The sequence below is a fragment of the Streptomyces sp. SD15 genome (genome assembly GCF_054462255.1).
In genome coordinates, this window is sequence record NZ_JBTLMO010000072.1 from 1 (window position 1) to 19,107 (window position 19,107).

General features: G+C 70.8%; 14 protein-coding genes and 2 pseudogenes. 13 read left to right on the forward strand and 3 right to left on the reverse strand.

All coding sequences use genetic code 11. The features are described from left to right. Nucleotides 1-286: 286 nt before the first annotated feature. Entirely contained in the window at nucleotides 287-1,564 is a 1,278-nt protein-coding gene (locus ACX28W_RS39560; protein ID WP_459004972.1) for an NAD(P)/FAD-dependent oxidoreductase, read from the forward strand. Nucleotides 1,565-1,688: 124 nt separating this feature from the next. Here the strand turns inward: ACX28W_RS39560 and ACX28W_RS39565 are convergent, their stop codons facing one another. Then, nucleotides 1,689-2,375, reverse strand: coding sequence for a TetR/AcrR family transcriptional regulator (locus ACX28W_RS39565; RefSeq protein ID WP_459004973.1), 687 nt, complete (start codon nucleotides 2,373-2,375; stop codon nucleotides 1,689-1,691). A 189-nt stretch (nucleotides 2,376-2,564) separates the two neighbouring features. On the opposite strand from ACX28W_RS39565, the gene ACX28W_RS39570 reads away from it, so the two are divergent. After that, the gene (locus ACX28W_RS39570; protein ID WP_459004974.1) at nucleotides 2,565-3,236 is read left to right on the forward strand and encodes an SDR family NAD(P)-dependent oxidoreductase; all 672 of its coding nucleotides are present in this window, start codon (nucleotides 2,565-2,567) and stop codon (nucleotides 3,234-3,236) included. A gap of 2 nt (nucleotides 3,237-3,238) precedes the next feature. Here ACX28W_RS39570 and ACX28W_RS39575 read toward each other — a convergent pair. Then, nucleotides 3,239-3,526: pseudogene (locus tag ACX28W_RS39575) on the reverse strand (MBL fold metallo-hydrolase); the annotation flags it as partial. A 304-nt stretch (nucleotides 3,527-3,830) separates the two neighbouring features. Here ACX28W_RS39575 and ACX28W_RS39580 point away from each other — a divergent pair. The 4 genes from ACX28W_RS39580 to ACX28W_RS39595 all read left to right on the forward strand — a co-directional run bounded on the left by ACX28W_RS39580 (nucleotide 3,831) and on the right by ACX28W_RS39595 (nucleotide 7,122). Next, nucleotides 3,831-4,085 (forward strand): hypothetical protein, encoded by a 255-nt coding sequence (locus ACX28W_RS39580; RefSeq protein WP_459005001.1) that lies wholly within the window; start codon nucleotides 3,831-3,833, stop codon nucleotides 4,083-4,085. A gap of 161 nt (nucleotides 4,086-4,246) precedes the next feature. After that, nucleotides 4,247-5,191, forward strand: coding sequence for a universal stress protein (locus ACX28W_RS39585; protein ID WP_459004975.1), 945 nt, complete (start codon nucleotides 4,247-4,249; stop codon nucleotides 5,189-5,191). Between the two features lie 21 nt (nucleotides 5,192-5,212). Continuing rightward, nucleotides 5,213-6,235 (forward strand): zinc-dependent alcohol dehydrogenase, encoded by a 1,023-nt coding sequence (locus ACX28W_RS39590; protein ID WP_459004976.1) that lies wholly within the window; start codon nucleotides 5,213-5,215, stop codon nucleotides 6,233-6,235. A 5-nt stretch (nucleotides 6,236-6,240) separates the two neighbouring features. Beyond that, nucleotides 6,241-7,122: a universal stress protein gene (locus ACX28W_RS39595; RefSeq protein WP_459004999.1), complete on the forward strand. Its 882-nt coding sequence runs from the start codon at nucleotides 6,241-6,243 to the stop codon at nucleotides 7,120-7,122. A 5-nt stretch (nucleotides 7,123-7,127) separates the two neighbouring features. Here the strand turns inward: ACX28W_RS39595 and ppk2 are convergent, their stop codons facing one another. Beyond that, the gene (gene ppk2 / locus ACX28W_RS39600; protein ID WP_459004977.1) at nucleotides 7,128-7,931 is read right to left on the reverse strand and encodes a polyphosphate kinase 2; all 804 of its coding nucleotides are present in this window, start codon (nucleotides 7,929-7,931) and stop codon (nucleotides 7,128-7,130) included. A gap of 61 nt (nucleotides 7,932-7,992) precedes the next feature. Here ppk2 and ACX28W_RS39605 point away from each other — a divergent pair, with 61 nt between their 5' ends. The 7 genes and pseudogenes from ACX28W_RS39605 to ACX28W_RS39635 all read left to right on the forward strand — a co-directional run bounded on the left by ACX28W_RS39605 (nucleotide 7,993) and on the right by ACX28W_RS39635 (nucleotide 19,070). Beyond that, the gene (locus tag ACX28W_RS39605) at nucleotides 7,993-10,377 is read left to right on the forward strand and encodes a phosphoketolase family protein (protein WP_459004978.1); all 2,385 of its coding nucleotides are present in this window, start codon (nucleotides 7,993-7,995) and stop codon (nucleotides 10,375-10,377) included. A 78-nt stretch (nucleotides 10,378-10,455) separates the two neighbouring features. Then, nucleotides 10,456-10,668: pseudogene (locus ACX28W_RS39610) on the forward strand (type I glyceraldehyde-3-phosphate dehydrogenase); the annotation flags it as partial. Beyond that, nucleotides 10,668-11,405 carry an HAD family hydrolase gene (locus tag ACX28W_RS39615; protein ID WP_459004979.1) on the forward strand — a complete coding sequence of 246 codons (738 nt, stop codon included), beginning with the start codon at nucleotides 10,668-10,670 and terminating at the stop codon, nucleotides 11,403-11,405. The pseudogene ACX28W_RS39610 and the gene ACX28W_RS39615, both read left to right, overlap by 1 nt. Before the next feature lie 2 nt (nucleotides 11,406-11,407). Then, the gene (locus ACX28W_RS39620; RefSeq protein ID WP_459004980.1) at nucleotides 11,408-13,786 is read left to right on the forward strand and encodes a glycoside hydrolase family 65 protein; all 2,379 of its coding nucleotides are present in this window, start codon (nucleotides 11,408-11,410) and stop codon (nucleotides 13,784-13,786) included. Between the two features lie 297 nt (nucleotides 13,787-14,083). Then, nucleotides 14,084-16,777, forward strand: a complete 2,694-nt coding sequence (locus tag ACX28W_RS39625; protein WP_459004981.1) for a bifunctional acetate--CoA ligase family protein/GNAT family N-acetyltransferase — start codon at nucleotides 14,084-14,086, stop codon at nucleotides 16,775-16,777. Between the two features lie 87 nt (nucleotides 16,778-16,864). Beyond that, complete coding sequence (locus tag ACX28W_RS39630) at nucleotides 16,865-17,383, forward strand: hypothetical protein (RefSeq protein ID WP_459004982.1); 519 nt, start codon at nucleotides 16,865-16,867, stop codon at nucleotides 17,381-17,383. Next, nucleotides 17,325-19,070, forward strand: a complete 1,746-nt coding sequence (locus ACX28W_RS39635; protein WP_459004983.1) for a sensor histidine kinase — start codon at nucleotides 17,325-17,327, stop codon at nucleotides 19,068-19,070. The genes ACX28W_RS39630 and ACX28W_RS39635 overlap by 59 nt, the downstream gene beginning before the upstream one ends. The last annotated feature ends 37 nt before the right edge of the window (nucleotides 19,071-19,107 follow it).

Here is a 19,107-nt window from a genome sequence, read left to right on the forward strand (position 1 = left end):
CGCTGGTCTTCACCTGGACCTTGACCCTGCGGATGTCCTGCTCGCCCTGGTTGCTGGTGAAGGGGACGGCGAGGTCGTGCAGAAGCACAGGATGTCGGCTCGGCGGCGCTCTATGCGGTCGGCGACCTGGCGGGCGAAGGACTTCTTGGTTCCCGGCCGGTGGGGATTGGCCGCTTTCCCGCAGGCCACGGCGTGGCCCTGGCGGCGGGGCAGCTCGCGGACCAGGTCCTGAGCCACGGCGTCGCGGCCGACAGCGCGGGCGCCCTCGCAGGCGGTGTTCGCCTCGGTGAGCGCGTCGGCGGCGGCCTTGGCCCGCGCGATCCGCCACGGCGGCCGCGGCCAGATCCGCCAGGCGTACCGCAAGGGCCAGGAGGACCAGCTCGCCGCTCTCGGCCTGGTCATCAACGCCGTGGTCCTGTGCAACACCCGCTACCTGGACGCCGCGGTCGCCCAGCACCGCGCCGAGAACCACGAGATCCGAGACGAGGACGTCGCCCGGCTCTCCCCGCTCAAGGACCGGCACGTCAACTTCCTGGGCCGCTACCTGTTCAACATCCAGGACAGCGGCCCCGGCCAGAGCCTGCGCCCCCTCCGCCACCCGGATGGCGTGGACGTCGCCGACCGGATCGTGACCTTGGCCGACGGGGACACCGTCGGCTACGACGCCCTGGTCATCGCCACCGGAGTCCGGCCCCGTCGGCTGCCGGGCAGCCAGGGCGTGCACGGCGTGCATGTACTACGCACCCTGGAAGACGCCCTCACGCTGAAGCAACGCCTGGCCCCGGGGAGACGTCTGGTGGTGGTCGGTGCCGGATTCATCGGCGCCGAGGCGGCCGCGGTCGCCCGCGGCCTCGGCATCGAGGTCACCATGCTGGAGCCGGCACCGGTACCGCTGGCCCACGCCCTCGGCGAGGACATCGGACGCACCCTCACCCAGGCGCACCACGACCACGGCGTCGATCTGCGCACCGGCGTCATGGTGCAAGAAATCCTCTCGTCCGACGGACAGGTCACCGGAGTCGCACTGGCGGACGGCACCTGCCTACCGGCCGACGACGTGGTGGTCGGCATCGGCTCGTATCCCAACACCGAATGGCTCCAGGGCAGCGGACTCACCCTCGACAACGGCCTGGTCTGCGACGAGTACAGCCAGGCCGCGCCCGGCGTGCACGGGGTCGGCGACGTGGCCCGCTGGTACAACCCGCTGTTCGAAACACAGATGCGGATCGAGCACCGCACCAACGCCGCCGAACAGGGCATGGCAGTGGCCCGCAACCTCCTCAACCCCGACACCTGGCGGCCGTTCGCACCCGTGCCGTACTTCTGGTCCGACCAGTACGACATGAAGATCCAGGCATACGGCTATCTCCGCGGCCACGACGAAGTCGCCGTCGTGGAAGGCGATCTGGCCACGCGCCGCTTCATCGCCGCCTACTGCACCGGCGACCACCTCGTAGGCGCCCTCTCCGTCGGCATGCCACCCAAAACCATCCGCACCTGGCGCGCCGCCATCGCCGCCAGGCAGCAATGGTCCACCGCCACCGGCGACACACTCGCGGCCTGACGCCTTCAGCCGGCCGCTTGTCTCGCGCCGGCCGTGGTCCCGAAGGTATTCCCCTCCTCCGGACCGCGGCCGGTTCGGCGCCGACTGCATCCAGGCAGACCCCGGATGCACCCGGCGGTGGAGGTCAGTCGGAGCAGGCCTCGCTTCCTCCGAGACGCGTCATGGCCCGGTACAGCTGGCCAGGGGTGAGGGGCGGCTCGGGCAGTGGATGGGCGCGGTCGGCGCGGAAGCCGTCGAGGAGCAGGTAGAGGTGACGGCGCCACACGCCCGGGGCGATGTCGTGGGTGGCCTCGGTGATGCGGCTGTGCGACCAGATCACGAAAGCGAGGTCCTCCGGAGTGAGGTCGGGACGCAGGCTGCCCTGTTCCTGGGCGCGTTCGACGATGCGCACACCGAGTTCGTGGATGCGGGTCTGGGCACCGGCCAGGCAGGCGGTCTCCGGCAGCCGCATGGAGGCCAGGTCGTTGAACCCCCGGTCCGCGGACTGGAGTTCACACATCGTCTCCAGGAAGTGGCACAGCCCCGCCCAGGCGTCGTCCATGGCGACGGCCTTCTCGGCGGCCGCCTGCCAGACGGCCGTTTTCTCGGCGAAGACCGCCTGCACCAGGTCGAGCCGGGTGGGGAAGTGGCGGTAGAGCGTGCCGATGGCCAGCCCGGCGCGCTTGGCCACCTGCTCCAGGGGCGCCTCCAGGCCGTGTTCGGCGAAGCAGGCGCGGGCCGAGGCGAGCAGGGCGTCGCGGTTGCGCTGCGCGTCACGCCGCAGGGGGCGGGCGGGGGCCGGATTCTCGGTGGACGGACTGCCCATGGTCATGCCGCCCAGACTATCAACCTGAGGGAGGCCTCACATTAGCTGCTACGATTGCCTAACATGAGGCACCCCTCGACTTCATGAGGGGGTGGGAGGCCCTGGTCCGCCGGGCGCCACCGGCCCCACGGCCGCGCCCTCAATGCCTGGCAGTGGCACTGAACCTCTCGTCCGCACGACCAAGGAGTGCATCCCATGTCCGTCATCGCCATCGTCGGGGCAGGCCCCGGCCTGGGCCTGTCCATCGCTCGCCGCTTCGGGGCGGAAGGCTTCCGGGTCGCCCTGATCTCGCGGACCCAGGAGAAGGTCGACGCGCTCGCCGCCACCCTCGCCGAGGAGGGCATCGAGGCGGCGGGCTTCAGCGCGGATGTGGCCAGGCCGGAGTCGCTGCAGGCCGCCCTTGCCGTGGTCGCCGACCGGTTCGGTCCCGTCGACGTGCTGGAGTACTCACCCGCCGACCGTGCCCTCGCCGGCGCCGCGGCCGCTGACGCGACAGCCGAGGACATGCAGCGGCAGCTCGACTTCTACCTTTACGGAGCCGCTGCCGCGGTCCGACAGGTGCTGCCCGCCATGCTCGAACGCGGGAGCGGCACGCTGCTGTTCTCCACCGGTGCCTCCTCGGTCCGGCCTTTGGGCGGGGCGTTCGGCGCCACCGGCATCGCCGCCGCTGCCCTGCGCAACTACGCCATGGCCCTCAACGCCGACCTCGCCGAGCGCGGTGTGCATGCGGCGCATGTGGCGATCGGGGTCTTCATCGGCAGCGGTCCCGGCGCGGAGCCCGAGACCATCGCCGAGCACTACTGGGACGCGTACACCAAGCGCGACCGGCCCGAGATCCTCCACACGGTCCCCGGCGGCATCTGGTGAGCGACGGTGCCCAGGTCGGGGGCGTGCAGGCTGATCGCTCCGGGAGCGTGCCCGGGGGTGTGCAGGACGTTGAGTTCCGTGCCCGCCACGGTGAGGCGGCGGTTGTGGGACAGGTAGCCGTCCGGGGCCCGGTCCGGGTGGGTCTGCAGCCACAGCATGCGGTCGTCCAGGTGAAGGAGTACGGGGGCTCCGGTTCGGTCGGCCAGGTCGGGGGCGGCGTTGATGTGGTCGTTGCGGGCGTGGGTGCACACGATGGCGACGACGCGGCGGTCGCCGATGGCGTCGGCGATATCTACGCCAACAAGGGTGCGATGACGACGGGCGGGCTCCGGAGGGGCTGGTGCTGACCTTTTGCTGGCCTTCCTGACTGGTCGTCGGGCCTGGCTGGTGTGCGGTTCGGCAGTCCGAGGGCCGCTCTCGGCAGTATCGACTCTGCGGGCGCGATGGTCACGTGTGACGACGCTCTTGGGTCTGGGCGAGTCGTCTCGGTGGTCGGCGTCGCCTACGACTCGGGCACGCGAGGCGGTTGTAAACGTCTGCGTTGTTCATTGCTCAGACCCCTCACGCGGGGGCGTCGATGTATCTGGCGCAGGAATGCCCAACAGGCCCTGTGGAGAGGGTCGTTCAGCCCCACGGCCGCGGACCTTCGGCATCCGGCAGCGGACCGTACAGCGCCACCAGCTACGCCACCCCGTCCGGCAAGGGCTGGATCGATGGCGGCTCGCCCACCAAGGGCTTCTACGCGTCGTCCTCATCGCCCTGGCGCTGGCCTCGGCAGACGACACCCTGGGCGTCGGGAAGCTCTGGGCCAAGCTGCCGTTCGTCCGGAACAGCGACTGGCTGCGCTGACCACGTAAGGGGAGGGCAGCACCCGGACAGGGTTCCGCCCTTCCGCGCCGGCTGCGGTCCATAGGGCCGATCGGCCCCTGCAGAGGACCTGCGGCCCCTGCACCACGAACCCCCACGACACGACGCTGGAATCGGATGCCCCGATTCAGGAGGTGGAGACCATGCCCCGCACCGTCACCGTAGGTCTCGACGGCACGCCCGAGAGCCGGGCCGCCGCCGAATGGGCGGCCCGAGAGGCGAAGCTCCGCGGACTGCCGCTGAAGGTCGTCCACGTCTGGGAGCCAGTACCGGCGCCCATGCCTCAGGCCCCGCTTCTCGGCGCCGAGACGCAGCAGCACTGGAGCGAGCGGAGCGAGATGGGGGCACCCCCGGCCGAAGGCTGGGGGAGGATGCCTCGCGAAGCGGCCGACGGAATCCGGATGCGCCACCCAGGGGTCGAAGTGGTCATGGAGCAACTCTCGGGGCGGCCCGCAGAGGCGCTGCCCGGCGCCGCGAAGGACGCCGAGGTGTTGGTTCTCGGCTCCCGAGGCCTGAGCGGAGTGGGCGGTTTCGTGGTGGGCTCCGTCGGCCTGGCCGTCGTGGCACATGCCGAGCGCCCCGTCGTCCTCGTGCGGGCCGGGGAGCAGGCCGCCGACGAGCACACGATGGACCCGGCCGGCATCCCCTCCGCCTCGGCCCCCTTCCGGCCCGTCGTGCTCGGGCTCGACGCCGCAGATCCGGACGACACCGTGATCGGCTTCGCCTTCGAGTCGGCTCTCCTGCGGGGAACCTCTCTGCGGGTCGTCCACGGCTGGAACGAGCCGCCCTACATCGCGTACGGCATGCCCCCGGACCTCGAAATGAACGCCCACATCGCCGCGGAGGAAGCCGCCGCCGTGAGCGAGGCGCTGCGGCCGTGGCGGCAGAAGTTCCCCATGGTGGACGTCGTCGAGGACTCGCTGTCCGGCAAGGCGGCCAACCACCTGGTGGACGCCTCCCGCGAGGCCTCCCTGGTCGTCGTGGGCCGTCGTATCCGCCGTTCGCCCCTGGGTGCGCACATCGGGCCTGTCACACATGCCGTACTGCACCACGCCACAGCCCCCGTCGCGGTCGTCCCGCACGACTGATCACCCGAGGAGACACCTCCCATGAAGGCAGCAGTCGTACGAGCATTCGGCGAGCCCCTGGTCATCGAGGACCGCCCCGACCCCGAGCCCGGCCCCGGCCAGGTCCGCATCCGGACCGAGGCCTCCGGGCTGTGCCACACCGACATCCACGCCGCGCACGGCGACTGGCCGGTCAAGCCGAATCCGCCGTTCGTGCCCGGCCACGAGGGAGTCGGCCTCGTCGAGGCCCTCGGTGACGGGGTCACGCACCTCGCACCGGGGCAGCGCGTCGCGGTGCCCTGGCTCAGCAAGGCCTGCGGACGGTGCGAGCACTGCCTCTCCGGCTGGGAGACGCTGTGCGAGCAGCAGATCAACACCGGGTACGGCTGCGACGGCGGCTACGCCGAGAAGATGCTCGCCTGGGCGGACTTCGCCCAGCCGGTCCCGGACGGGATCTCTCCCCTCGACGCGGCCCCGCTCACCTGCGCCGGTGTCACGACGTACAAGGCCCTCAAGGTCGCCGACGTCCGGCCCACCCAGCTGGTCGCCATCTCGGGCGTGGGAGGGCTGGGCCATCTGGCGGTCCAGTACGCAAAGATCGCCGGGGCCGCCGTGGCCGCGATCGACGTCACCGACGAGAAGCTCGAGCTCGCCGCCGAACTCGGCGCCGACCTCGTGATCGACGCCCGTAAGGAGGACCCGGGCGAGGTGCTCAAGCGCTACGGCGGTGCCCACGCCGCCATAGCGCTCGCGGTGAACGAAGCGGCGTTCTCGGCGGTGTACGCCGGGCTGCGACGCGGGGGGAAGCTCGTGATGGTCGCCCTGCCGGCGCACGGCACGATCCAGGTCCCGATCTTCGACACCGTGCTGAACGGCACCTCGGTGATCGGCTCCATCGTCGGCACGCGGCAGGACCTGGCCGAGGTGTTCCACCTGCACGCGGCGGGCCGGACCAGAGTCATCCAGGAATCCCGGCCCCTGTCCTCGGTCAACGAGTCGATCGACGAAGTCCTGCGCGGACACATCAAGGCCCGAATCGTCTTCGACTTCGGCGAAGGAAGGTGACCGCTGTGGACCTGCCCCTGGTCGTGGGCGTCGACGGATCCGAGCCCAGCATGCTTGCCGTGGACTGGGCGACGGACGAGGCCGACCTGCGTGGTCTGCCGCTGCGGCTGGTGTACGCCTCGCTGTGGGAGCGCTACGAAGGTGAGGCGCTCACCGAGAGGCTGGGCAGGTCCTCGGAGCAGGTGATGGCCGACAACATTGTCGAGGCCGCCGCGAAGCGCGCCCACCGTCGCCGTGCCGATGTGCGGTTTTCCACGGAGATCCTGCCCGAGGGCGCGGTGAGCGTGCTGCTGAAGGAAGGGCACAGCGCCTCCGCGCTGGTCCTCGGGTCCCGTGGGCGCGGCGGCATGGCCGCATGGGTGCTCGGCTCGGTCAGCCTCGCGGTCGCCGCCCGCGCCTCCTGCCCGGTGATCGTGCTGCGCGCCGGCCACGACAACCAGACCAAGGCCGGGACGCACCGGGGCGTCCTCCTCGGAGTCGGCGAGGAGCCACACGCCTCGGCGGCCGTGCGCTTCGCCTTCCAGGAGGCAGAGGTCCGCAAGGCCGCTCTGTACGCCCTACGGGCTTGGCGCTGTCCTGCCCACGAGACCGCGGACCACCCCCTGCTCGCGGGAGAACCCGCCCGTTTGCACGAGGAGCGGGCGGTGGAGATCCTGGAGTCGGCGCTGAGCGAGGCCGCGGCGGATCATCCGTCCGTGGATCTGCGCCGACGGACCGCAGAGGGCACTGCCCGCCGGGTATTGCTGGACGCTTCGGCCGATGCCGACTTGCTCGTCGTGGGCGCGCGGCGCCGCGAGGGACACTTCGGACTTCACCTCGGCCGGGTGGTGCACGCGGTCCTGCACCACTCCGCCTGCCCCGTCGCCGTCGTACCACAACGGGCATGAGCGGCTCAGAGGCCGGCCGCGTGATCGGGGACGAACGTCTGCAGATCGCGCGGCGGGCGCACGTAGCCGGTCGACGGCGGTCTCGGCGGCAGCTCCAGAACGGGCGGCGACACCTCCTGGTACGGAACGGAGCCGAGCAGGTGCGCGATCATGTTCAGTCGCGCGCGGCGCTTGTCGTCGCTCTCGACGATGTACCAGGGCGCCTCGGAGATGTCGGTGTGCACGAGCATCTCGTCCTTCGCCCGGGAGTACGCCTCCCAACGGGTGATCGACTCCAGGTCCATCGCGGAGAGTTTCCAGCGGCGAGTCGGGTCCTTCAGCCGCCGCCGGAACCGCTTCTGCTGCTCCGCGTCGCTCACCGAGAACCAGTACTTGCGCAGCAGGATGCCCTCCTCGACCAGCATGCGCTCGAAGATCGGGCACTGGCGCAGAAAGAGCTGGTGCTCCTCCTTGGTACAGAAGCCCATCACATGCTCGACCCCGGCGCGGTTGTACCAGCTGCGGTCGAACAGCACGATCTCCCCGGCGGCCGGCAGATGCTCGACGTACCGCTGGAAGTACCACTGCGTGCGCTCGCGCTCGGTCGGCTTGGGCAGCGCCGCCGTCCGGGCGATCCGCGGGTTGAGGTGTTCCGAGACCCGTTTGATCGTGCCGCCCTTGCCCGCCGCGTCCCGTCCCTCGAAGACCACCACGAGCCGGGCGCCCTCGGCCCGTACCCATTCCTGAAGCTTCACCAGCTCCGTCTGCAGACGCAGCAGCTCCCGCTCGTACGCCGCGCGCGGCAATGTCGCCTTCTTCTTGTCGGCCATGCCACCTCCTCCGCCCGATGACATACCTCGATGCGGTACTTCGATGACTTACGGAGTCACCATGCCCAAGGTCGAACACCAGGACAGCACCGTACTGACGGACGACGAACTGCGCACCCTGGACGCCCACTGGCGGGCAGCCAACTACCTGGCCGTGGGCCAGATCTACCTCCTGGCCAACTCGCTCCTCACCGAGCCCCTGACCCCCGCGCACATCAAGCCGCGGCTGCTCGGCCACTGGGGCACCTCACCCGGCCTCAACCTCGTCCACACGCACCTCAACCGTGTCATCAAGACCCGCGGTCTGGACGCGCTCTGCGTATGGGGCCCCGGACACGGCGGGCCCGCCGTCCTCGCCAACTCCTGGCTGGAGGGCAGCTACAGCGAGACCTACCCGGACGTGTCGCGCGACGCGGCGGGCATGGACAAGCTGTTCCGGCAGTTCTCCTTCCCCGGCGGAGTGCCCAGCCATGTGGCACCCGAGACGCCCGGCTCGATCCACGAGGGCGGTGAGCTGGGCTACTCGCTGGCGCATGCCTACGGTGCCGCCTTCGACAACCCAGACCTCCTGGTCGCCTGCGTGATCGGCGACGGCGAGGCGGAGACCGGGCCGCTCGCCGCGTCCTGGCACTCCAACAAATTCCTCGACCCGGTGCACGACGGCGCCGTCCTGCCGATCCTGCACCTCAACGGCTACAAGATCGCCAACCCGACGGTGCTCGCCCGCCTGCCGGAGCCGGAACTCGACGAGTTGCTGCGGGGGTACGGCCACGAGCCGATCCACGTCACCGGCGACGACCCGCACCAGGTCCACCGGGCCATGGCCCAGGCGTTCGACGAGGCGCTGGACCGCATCGCGCTCATGCAGGCCTCGGCTCGCGAGAACGGCGTGACCGAGCGGGTGCACTGGCCCATGATCGTGCTACGGACCCCCAAGGGCTGGACCGGCCCCGCGGAGGTCGACGGGGAGCCCGTCGAGGGAACGTGGCGCGCCCACCAAGTCCCGCTGGCCGGCGTCCGCGAAAACCCGGACCACCTGCGGCAGTTGGAGACCTGGCTGCGCGCGTACCGCCCCGAGGAGCTCTTCGACGCCGAGGGGCGGCCTGTCGCCGACGTCCTCGCCTGCGTTCCCGACGGCTCCAAGCGACTCGGCGCCACCCCGCACGCCAACGGCGGCCTGCTCGTACGTGACCTGCCCATTCCGTCCCTCGAGCGCTTCGCGGTGCCGGTCGACAAGCCGGGCGCAACCCTGCACGAACCCACCCGGGTCCTGGGAGATCTCCTGGAACAGATCATGCAGGACACGTCAGGGCGTCGCGATTTTCGGCTGGTGGGCCCCGACGAGACCGCCTCCAACCGCCTGGGGGCTGTCTTCGGAGCCAGTGGCAAGGCCTGGCAGGCGCAGACCCTTCCGGTGGACGAACACCTGGACCGGCACGGCCGGGTCATGGAGATCCTGTCCGAACACCTCTGCCAGGGCTGGCTGGAGGGCTATCTCCTCACCGGGCGGCACGGGCTCTTCTCCTGCTACGAAGCCTTCGTCCACATCGTCGACTCGATGGTCAACCAGCACATCAAGTGGCTCAGAACATCACGGGAGTTGACCTGGCGCGCCCCGATCGCCTCGCTCAACTATCTTCTCACCTCGCACGTGTGGCGCCAGGACCACAACGGCTTCTCCCACCAGGACCCGGGGTTCGTCGACCACGTCCTCAACAAGAGCCCGGAGGTCGTACGGGTCTATCTGCCGCCGGACGCCAACACCCTGCTGTCCGTGGCGGATCACGTCCTGCGCAGCCGTGACTACGTGAATGTCGTGGTCGCCGGCAAACAGCCCTGCTTCGACTGGCTCTCCATGGACCAGGCCCGTGCCCACTGCGCCCGGGGCGCCGGAATCTGGGACTGGGCGGGCTCCACGGGCGCAGACCGCGAACCGGACGTCGTCCTTGCCTGCGCGGGAGACGTTCCGACTCAGGAAGTCCTGGCCGCGTCCGATCTGCTGCGCCGCCATCTGCCCGAACTGGCCGTCCGTGTGGTGAACGTCGTGGACATGACCCGGCTGCTGCCCCGTGAGGAACACCCGCATGGCATGAGCGACTTCGAGTACGACGGACTCTTCACCACCGACAAGCCGGTCGTCTTCGCCTATCACGGCTACCCCTGGCTGATCCACCGCCTCGCCTACCGCCGCACCGGCCACGCCAACCTCCACGTCCGCGGCTACAAGGAGATGGGCACCACGACGACCCCCTTCGACATGGTCGTCCGCAACGACCTGGACCGCTACCGCCTGGTCATGGACGTCATCGACCGTGTCCCCGGCCTCGGCGTCCGCGCCGCCGCCGTACGCCAGCGGATGGCCGACGCCCGCACCCGCCACCACGCCTGGATCCGCGAACACGGTACCGACCTGCCCGAGGTGGCCGACTGGACCTGGACCGGCTGAAACCCTCACCCGGCAAAGGAGTTGAACGCCATGACCGTACGCGTCGGCATCAACGGCTTCGGCAACACCGACTTCGCCAAGGCCGTGGAAGGCCCGCTGAACGGCATCCTCCGCGTCTCGAAGGCGCCGATCGTTTCGCGGGACGTCATCGGTGACCCCGTCTCCTGCGTCTTCGACCCGGCCCTGCCCCAGGCCGACAGCACCTTGGTGAAGGTCTTCGGCTGGTACGACAACGAGTGGGGCTGCACCAACCGGCTCCTCGACCTCACCGGACTGGTGGCCGACGACTGATGAGTACGGAGCGGAGCGGCACCGCTGCACCCCGCGTGCTGCGGGGTGCAGCGGCCGTGGTCTTCGACACCGACGGCGTCATCACGGACTCCGCGCGGGTCCACGCCGCTGCGTGGAAGGTGGCCTTCGACGCCTCTCCAAGCCTGCGTGGCCGCCGTCCCTTCGACGTGCAGGACGACTACCTGCGTTACGTCGACGGCAGGTCACGCCTCGACGGGGCCGCGGCCTTCCTCAACGCCCGAGGGCTGCGGCCATCCGACGCCGAGGTCCAGGCAGTCGCCGCCCGCAAGGAGCGGCTGTTCACAGAGCGACTGCGCGCCGAAGGCGTCGACGCCTACCCGGGCACCGTCCGGCTGCTGCACGCCTTGCGGTCCGCCGGGATTCCGCTCGCCGCGGCCTCCGCCTCCCGACACGCCGGTGATCTCCTCGAACACGCCGGAGTGCGCGGCCTCTTCGATGTCATGGTGGACGGCGGGGAGGCGGCCCGGCTCGGCCTGCCCGGCAAGCCCGACCCCGCCCTCTTCCTGGAGGCGGCCCGCCGCCTCGGCGTCCCCGCCGACCGTGCGGCCGTCGTCGAGGACGCCCTCGCCGGCGTCGAGGCCGGGCGCCGCGGAGGCTTCTGGCTCGTCGTGGGCGTGGACCGCGCCGGTACCCCCGCGACCCGGGCCGCGCTGCTGAAGCACGGCGCGGACCTGGTCGTCGACGACCTTGCGGAGCTACTCGCACAGGAGGACTGAGGATGCGCGACTGGACCTGGAAGTACGAGGGCTACGACCCGGCACAGGAACGGCTGCGCGAATCGCTGTGCACGCTCGGCAACGGCTACTTCGCCACCCGGGGTGCAGCCCCCGAATGCGTGGCGGACGCGGTCCACTACCCCGGCACGTACGCGGCGGGCTGCTACAACCGGCTCACCTCGGACGTGGCCGGACGACAGGTCGAGAACGAGGACATGGTCAACCTCCCCAACTGGCTGCCGCTGCGCTTCCGTGCCGCCTCGGGACATTGGCTCTCGCCCGACACCCACAAGCTCCTCGACCATCGCCAGAGCCTGAACCTGCGTGTCGGCACTTTCGAACGTGCATCGCGCTACCAGGACGAGGCCGGCCGGTGTCTCGCCGTGCGGCAGGTGCGGCTGGTCCACATGGCCGACCGCCACCTGGCCGTGCTGCGCACGCAGGTGACGGCGGAGGGCTGGTCGGGCGAGATCGAGGTCGAGTCGGCGCTCGACGGGGCAGTCGCCAATACCGGAGTGGAGCGCTACCGCTCACTCGCCTCCCGGCACCTCACCCACGTCGAGACCGGGACCTCGGCGCCGGACACGGTCTGGCTGGGCTGCCGTACCAGCACGTCCGACATCAGAATCGGCCTGGCGGCGCGTACCGTCACCGACACGGCCGCCGAGACGCGCGACGCGCACCGGAACGCCCGCGCTGTCCAACTGCTGCGGCTGTCCCTGACCGACGGCCGGACGGTGACGGTCGACAAGACGGTTGCCCTGCACACCTCGCAGGACCCGGCGATCAAGGACCCGGTGTACGCGGCCCTCGACCGGGTCGGCCGGGCTGAGGACTTCGAGACGCTGCTGGCCTCGCACCGCACGGCCTGGGAACAGCTGTGGCGCAACGGCGAGCTGGAGGTGCCGAACAGCGCGGGCCCGGTGCTGCGGCTGCATCTCTTCCATGTGCTCCAGACGCTCTCCCCGCACAGCGCGGACCTGGACGTCGGCGTCCCGGCCCGCGGCCTGCACGGCGAGGCCTACCGCGGCCACGTCTTCTGGGACGAGCTGTTCGTCCTGCCCTATCTGAACCTGCACTTCCCCGAGGTCTCCCGCGCGCTGCTCACCTACCGACACCGCCGTCTGGAGCAGGCCCGCCGCGCGGCCCGCGACGCCGGACACACCGGTGCGGTGTACCCGTGGCAGAGCGGCAGCGACGGCCGGGAGGAAACACAGCAACTGCACCTCAACCCGCGCTCGGGGCGCTGGCTGCCCGACCACTCACGGCTCCAGCACCACGTCGGCTCGGCGATCGCGTACAACGTCTGGCAGTACTGCGAGGCGAGCGGCGACACAGAGTTCCTGCACACCAAGGGCATCGAGATGCTGGTGCAGATCGCCCGGTTCTGGGCCGGCCTCGCAGCGTACGACCGGACGCTCGGCAGGTACCGGATCCGCGGCGTCGTCGGCCCCGACGAGTACCACGACGCCTACCCCGGCGCCGACCGGCCCGGGCTCGACGACAACGCGTACACCAATGTCACCGCCGCCTGGGTGCTGGCCCGCACCCTCGACGCGCTGCACAAGCTGCCCGAACTTCCACGCCGTGACCTGTGCGAACGCACCGGTCTCGACTCCGCCGAACGCGAAAGGTGGGAGGACGTGTCCAGGAAGCTGTACGTGCCCTTCCACGCCGGGGTGATCAGCCAGTTCGAGGGCTACGGCGCTCTGGAGGAGCTCGACTGGGCCGGGTACCGCGCGCGGTACGGCGACATCCGGCGGCTCGACCGGATCCTGGAGGCCGAAGGCGACACCGTCAACCGCTACCAGGCGTCCAAGCAGGCGGACGTCCTCATGCTGGGCTACCTCTTCTCGCCCACTGAACTCGGGAACCTGTTCCGCAGGCTCGGTCATGAGCTGGACGACACGATCTGGCGTCGAACGGTCGACCACTACCTGCGCCGCACCAGCCACGGCTCCACGCTGAGCAGCCTGGTGCACGGGTGGGTGCTGGCCCGGGCCCGGCGCGCCGAGGCGTGGACGTACGTGCACGAGGCTCTGGAAGGGGACATCGCCGATCTCCAGGGCGGCACCACCGGCGAGGGCATCCACCTCGGTGCCATGGCAGGCACTCTCGACCTCGTACAGCGCGGCCTGACCGGCCTCGAGACCCGCGGCGGCGCACTGCGGCTCGACCCCGTGCCGCTGCCGGAGCTGTCCGAGTACGGCTTCACGATCCGCTACCGCGGCCATCGAGGTGTACGACTGCAGCTGAGCTCCGGCCAGGTGTGGGTCACTGTGCCTGCTTCGGACAGGGATCCGATCGACATCGCCCTCGCGGACCGCACCGTCTCCGTCGGTCCCGGCGAGTCCTGCACCCTCACCCTGCCGGACCGATGAGCGGGCGCCTTCGTCAGTGGGGAACCACGGCCACCGGGCACCCGGTGTGCTCCAGTACGGAGCGCAGCTCGGCCGCTGCCCCGCTGGGCGCGGAGGCGTCGACCCCGACAACGATCGGCTGGGTCATGGCAGTTCGTCCCTCCATGCGTGCGGGAGTCCGGGACGTCCACCATCCGCGGTGGACCGGACCGCGAGACAGGGGTCGATCGGCCCATACGGCGCACCCGACCAGCCCATGGGGCGGGCCCGCGGATCGCTGGATGCTCGAAGGGTCGAGAGGTTTCGAGGAGGCCCGAGATGACGGACGACGACCGCGACCGCCTCACCGCGCACGCCCTGCTCGCGGACGGCACCACCGTGTGCGTACGCTCCGTGCGGCCCGGTGACCGAGAGCAACTGCGAGGGTTCTACGAGGAGATGTCACCGGAGAACCTCCGGCTGCGCTTCTTCGCCGCGAGCCGCTCCTCTGCCGACCTGGCCGCCGACCGGGCTGCGGCTCCACCGCGCCCGGGTTACCGGGCGCTGCTCGCCGAGGCGCGGGGCCGGGTGATCGGCCTGGCCGAGTACGAGACCGGCGACAACACGGACACGGCCGAGATGTCGATCGCCGTGGCCGACGGGCTGCACCACCGAGGCGTCGGCACCCTCCTCGTCGAGCATTTGGTTTCCGCGGCCCGCGCGGACGGCATCACCACGTTCACGGCCGACGCGCTCAGCGAGAACTACGAAGTGCTCCGACTCTTCACCGACCTGGGCCTGCGCGCCGCACGCCGATTCGAGGGCCCGGAGGTGCGCTGCACCATCGCGCTCGACGAGGACGACACCTACCTGTCGGCCGTCGAGGCGCGTGGCCGGGCCGCCGATGTCGCCAGCTTGGAACCGCTGCTGCGCCCCGACGCGATCGCGGTGGTCGGTGCCGGGCGCAGGCCGGGATCGGTGGGGCGGGCCCTCTTGCACCATCTGCACGAGGGCGGTTTCACCCGGCGGCTTTTCGCGGTGAACCCCCACGTCTCGTCGATCCTCGGTGTGCCGTCGTACGCGTCGGTCGGGGCACTGCCCAAGGTGCCCGATCTCGCGGTCCTCGCGATACCGGCCGACGCCCTGCCCGCCACGGCCGAGGAGTGCGGCAAGGCCGGCGTACGAGCCCTGCTCGTGGTGTCGGCCGGGCTCGACAGTGACCAGGCGGAAGCGCTCATGTCGGCATGCCGCACCTATGGCATGCGGCTGGTCGGCCCCAACTGCCTCGGCATCTCCAACACCGCCCCCAGGCTCCGACTCGACGCCACTTTCGCCGCCGGCCACCCGCGCCCCGGCACGGCGGGCGTCGCCGTGCAGTCCGGCGGCGTCGGCATCGCCCTGCTCGACGGGCTGTCCCGGCTCGGCATCGGCGTCTCGTCCTTCGCGTCCCTCGGAGACAAGTACGACGTCAGCGGCAACGACATGCTTCAGTGGTGGGAGAGCGACGGCCGTACCGACCTGGCCTTGCTGCACCTGGAGTCCTTCGGCAACCCGCGGGCGTTCTCCCGTACGGCCCGGCGCGTGACCCGCCGTATGCCCGTCCTGACGGTCGACGCGGGCCGTACCGAGGCCGGTCGCCGTGCCGCCGCCTCGCACACCGCGGCCGCCGCGACCCGGACCATGACCCGGCAGGCGCTGTTCACGCAGGCGGGCATCACCGCCACCCGTTCGGTGGGCGAACTCCTCGAATCCGCCGCCCTGTTGCACTCCCAGCCGCTCCCGGCCGGGACCCGCGTGGCGATCGTCACCAACGCGGGCGGTGCGGGCGTCCTCGCGGCGGACGCGTGCGCCGAGGCCGGACTGTCCCTGCCCTCCCTCACCCCCGAACCGATCGACGACCTGCTCGCCGTGCTGCCCGAGGGCGCCGCTGTGGGCAACCCCGTCGACGCCACGGCGGCCGTGTCGGAAGAGCAGCTCAGGGACTGTGTGGACCAGCTCCTGCGGTATCCGGGCGTCGACGCCCTGCTGCTGGCCCTCGTCCCCACCGCCGTCGCGGCAGCGACCGGCGACGACCTCGTCCGGGCCCTCACCGGCGGACCCGGCCGTCGGGAACGGCCGGTCACCGTTGTCCGGCTCGAGCAGGACCTGCCGGTCAAGCTGCTGCCTGCGCGGGAAGGCGGCACCGTCCCGTCGTACGCCGAACCGGGAGCGGCGGCCCGGGCGTTGGCGCACGCAGCCCGTCGTGCCGCCTGGCTGAACCGGCCGGCCGGCACGGTCCCGGAGCTCGCGGAGGTCGACACGGCCCGGGCGCACACGGTCGCCGAGACCTACCTCTCCGCCCACCCGGACGGCGGCTGGCTCGACCCGCGCACCTGCGCCGAACTCCTCGCCTGCTACGGCATTCCGCAACTGCCCTGGGCCTGGGCCGAGACCGAGGACGACGCCGTCATCGCCGCCGAACGGCTGCGTGGCCCCGACGGCCGCGTGGTCATGAAGGCCCACTGGCCCGGACTGCTCCACAAGAGCGAACAGCACGCCGTGCACCTCGATCTCCAGGGAGACGCCCAGGTGCGCGCCGCCTTCCGGGACCTCGAGACCCGATTCGCCGGACTCATGACCGCAGTGGTGGTCCAGCCGCTGGCCGCGCGCGGCACTGAACTGTTCGCGGGCGTCGTCCAGGACGAAGTCTTCGGCCCGCTCGTGCTGTTCGGTCTCGGAGGCACCGCGACCGAAGTGCTGGCCGACCACGCTGCCCGCCTCGCCCCGCTGACCGACCACGACGTCCACGACCTGATCGCCGCCCCGCGCTGCGCGCCACTGCTGTTCGGCGCACACGGAAGCAGGCCGGCCGATCTCGAAGGCCTCGAACAGCTCCTGTTGCGCCTGTCTCGGATGGCGAGCGATCTGCCGCAGGTCGCCGAAGTCGACTTCAACCCCGTCCTCGCGACACCGGCCGCCGTCACCGTGCTCGACGCACGCGTCCACCTGCTACCGCGCCGCGCCCAGGACCCGTATCTGCGCCGACTGCGCTGAGGAGGAACAGACATGGGGCAGAACAAGGTCGGATCCGTGATGGCGACGGAGGTCGTCACGGTCCGGTAGGGCACCCCGTTCAAGGAAGTGGCACGGCTGCTCGCCGAATACCGCATCAGCGGGCCGCCGGTGATCGACGAGGACGACAAGGTCCTCGACGTGATCTCCGAGACCGACCTCATGGCCCGGCAGGCGGACGTACCCGACCCCTACGAGACCGAGGGCACGACATCAGCTGTCCGGCGGTACGGGTGTGCGCCTTCGCGGCCTGTCGGCGGCCACTGCGGGTCAGCCCGGCGAACCGGAAGCGGCGCTCCTGCAGCCGGACGACGTGATCCGCCGCGAGGTGATCGAAGAGGTGCTGGTCCGCTCGCGGTGGCTGATGCCTCGGACTGTAGAGGTCGGTGCAGGTTCGGGCATGCCCGGCCGCTTCTTGTCCTGATGCGCCTCCATGGAGTTGCCCCCGTCGGCGAGGCCTCAGGCAGTACGGTGAGAGTGGGAGAACGGGTGCGAGCTGTCTCGTCCGCTGAGTCGGTCGGAGGAAACGATGAGCGGGGATGGGCGCGAGGTTTCCCAGCAGTACTTGCCCAAGCTGCGGCTGGATGACCTGCTTGACGAACTGCAGGCGCGGATCGATGCGGCGCGCGGCACGCAGGACCGGGTGCACAGCCTGCTGGAAGCGGTGCTGTCGGTCGGGCGGGAGCTGGATCTGCCGCAGGTGCTGCGGCGCATCGTCGAGGCCGCCGTCGTGCTCGTGGACGCCGAGTACGGAGCGTTGGGTGTGATCGGCGGCGACAGCCGACTGTCGGAGTTCCTGACGGTGGGCATCGGTGACGAACAGCGGGCGGAGATCGGTGATCTACCGAGCGGCCACGGCATTCTCGGCGAGCTGATCCGCCGTCCCGTGCCGCTGCGGCTGCCCGAACTGTCGGAGCACCCGGCGTCCTACGGCTTTCCGGCCCATCACCCGCCGATGCACTCCTTCCTCGGCGTGCCGATCCGGGCGCGCGACGAAGTGTTCGGAAACCTCTACCTCACCGAGAAGCGCAGTGACAAGGAGTTCGACGCGGAGGACGAGTCCGTCCTGTCGACGCTGGCGGTGGCCGCCGGAGTCGCCATCGAGAATGCGCGGCTGTACGAGGAGACCAGGCTCCGCGAACGCTGGCAGCGGGCCAGCGGGGAGGTCACCAGCATGCTCCTGACCGGCGCGCCCAGCGCGGAAGTGCTGGAACTCATCGTCGACGAGGCCCGGAGGATCGTCTCCGCGGACATGGGGGTGATTGCCGAGCGGGTACCGGGAGAGGAGGCACTGCGGCCGGCGCTGGCGGTCGGCCTCGGCGCGGAGGAACTCGGCGGCCTGGTGATGTCCGCGCGGGACGGTTTCCTGGGAGCCGCACTGAGCACGGCGGAGCCGGTGGTCAGCGCCGACATCGGGCACGATGCCCGCACGGCTGAGGGCGAAACCCAGTGGGCCGGGCTCGGGCCCGTGGTCGCGGTGCCCCTCGGCACCAGCGGCAAGGCGCGTGGTGTGCTCCTGCTGGGCCGGGTGCCGGGTGGCAGGCTGTTCGGCGACGTGGACACCGGACCGCTGCTCGGCTTCGCCGATCAGGCGGCCTTGGCGCTGGAGCTGGCCGAACGGCGCCGGGACGCGGAGCAGATCACGCTGCTCCAGGACCGGGACCGCATCGCCCGCGACCTGCACGACCTTGCCATCCAGCGGCTCTTCGCGGCCGGCATGACCCTGCAGAGTGCGCAGCCCTTCATGGAGCATCCCGAGGGCATGGAACGCCTGGCACGGACCGTCGACGACCTCGACGACACCATCAAGATCATTCGTTCCACGATTTTCGGCCTCCGCGCGCACGGATCGGGAACGAGGGAGGGGAGGGGCCTGCGCGGACGGGTCTCCGAGGCAGTGAAGGCCTCGACCACGTCGTTCGGGTTCCCGCCTGCGCTGCGGATCGAGGGACTCGTCGAGACCGATGTTCCCGGCGAGATCGCGGATCATGCCGTCGCGGTGGTGGGCGAGGCGCTGAGCAACGCCGCCCGGCACTCCGGAGCACAAGCCGTGGACGTCCGACTCCAGTGCACCGGCGGTGAGTTGACGCTCACCGTGACGGACGATGGCTGCGGGGTACCCGGTGACGTCGAACGCAGCGGTCTGAAGAACCTGGAGGAGCGTGCCGTTACCCTCGGCGGCACGCTGACGCTCGGTGAACGGCCGCAGGGCGGCGGGACACGGCTCGTGTGGCGCGTACCCGTGCGCTCGGACGGAGCCGCGGCCGGACGCTGACCGGTGAAGACTGCGGCCACGGCCGCAGTCCGGGGCC

Bases quoted from the DNA above. Each gene is read 5' to 3' on its own strand.
- ACX28W_RS39565 (WP_459004973.1), bottom strand. From the start codon at position 2,375: ATGACCATGGGCAGTCCGTCCACCGAGAATCCGGCCCCCGCCCGCCCC.
- ACX28W_RS39570 (WP_459004974.1), top strand. From the start codon at position 2,565: ATGTCCGTCATCGCCATCGTCGGGGCAGGCCCCGGCCTGGGCCTGTCC.
- ACX28W_RS39580 (WP_459005001.1), top strand. From the start codon at position 3,831: ATGCCCAACAGGCCCTGTGGAGAGGGTCGTTCAGCCCCACGGCCGCGG.
- ACX28W_RS39585 (WP_459004975.1), top strand. From the start codon at position 4,247: ATGCCCCGCACCGTCACCGTAGGTCTCGACGGCACGCCCGAGAGCCGG.
- ACX28W_RS39590 (WP_459004976.1), top strand. From the start codon at position 5,213: ATGAAGGCAGCAGTCGTACGAGCATTCGGCGAGCCCCTGGTCATCGAG.
- ppk2 (WP_459004977.1), bottom strand. From the start codon at position 7,931: ATGGCCGACAAGAAGAAGGCGACATTGCCGCGCGCGGCGTACGAGCGG.
- ACX28W_RS39605 (WP_459004978.1), top strand. From the start codon at position 7,993: ATGCCCAAGGTCGAACACCAGGACAGCACCGTACTGACGGACGACGAA.
- ACX28W_RS39615 (WP_459004979.1), top strand. From the start codon at position 10,668: ATGAGTACGGAGCGGAGCGGCACCGCTGCACCCCGCGTGCTGCGGGGT.
- ACX28W_RS39620 (WP_459004980.1), top strand. From the start codon at position 11,408: ATGCGCGACTGGACCTGGAAGTACGAGGGCTACGACCCGGCACAGGAA.
- ACX28W_RS39625 (WP_459004981.1), top strand. From the start codon at position 14,084: ATGACGGACGACGACCGCGACCGCCTCACCGCGCACGCCCTGCTCGCG.
- ACX28W_RS39635 (WP_459004983.1), top strand. From the start codon at position 17,325: ATGAGCGGGGATGGGCGCGAGGTTTCCCAGCAGTACTTGCCCAAGCTG.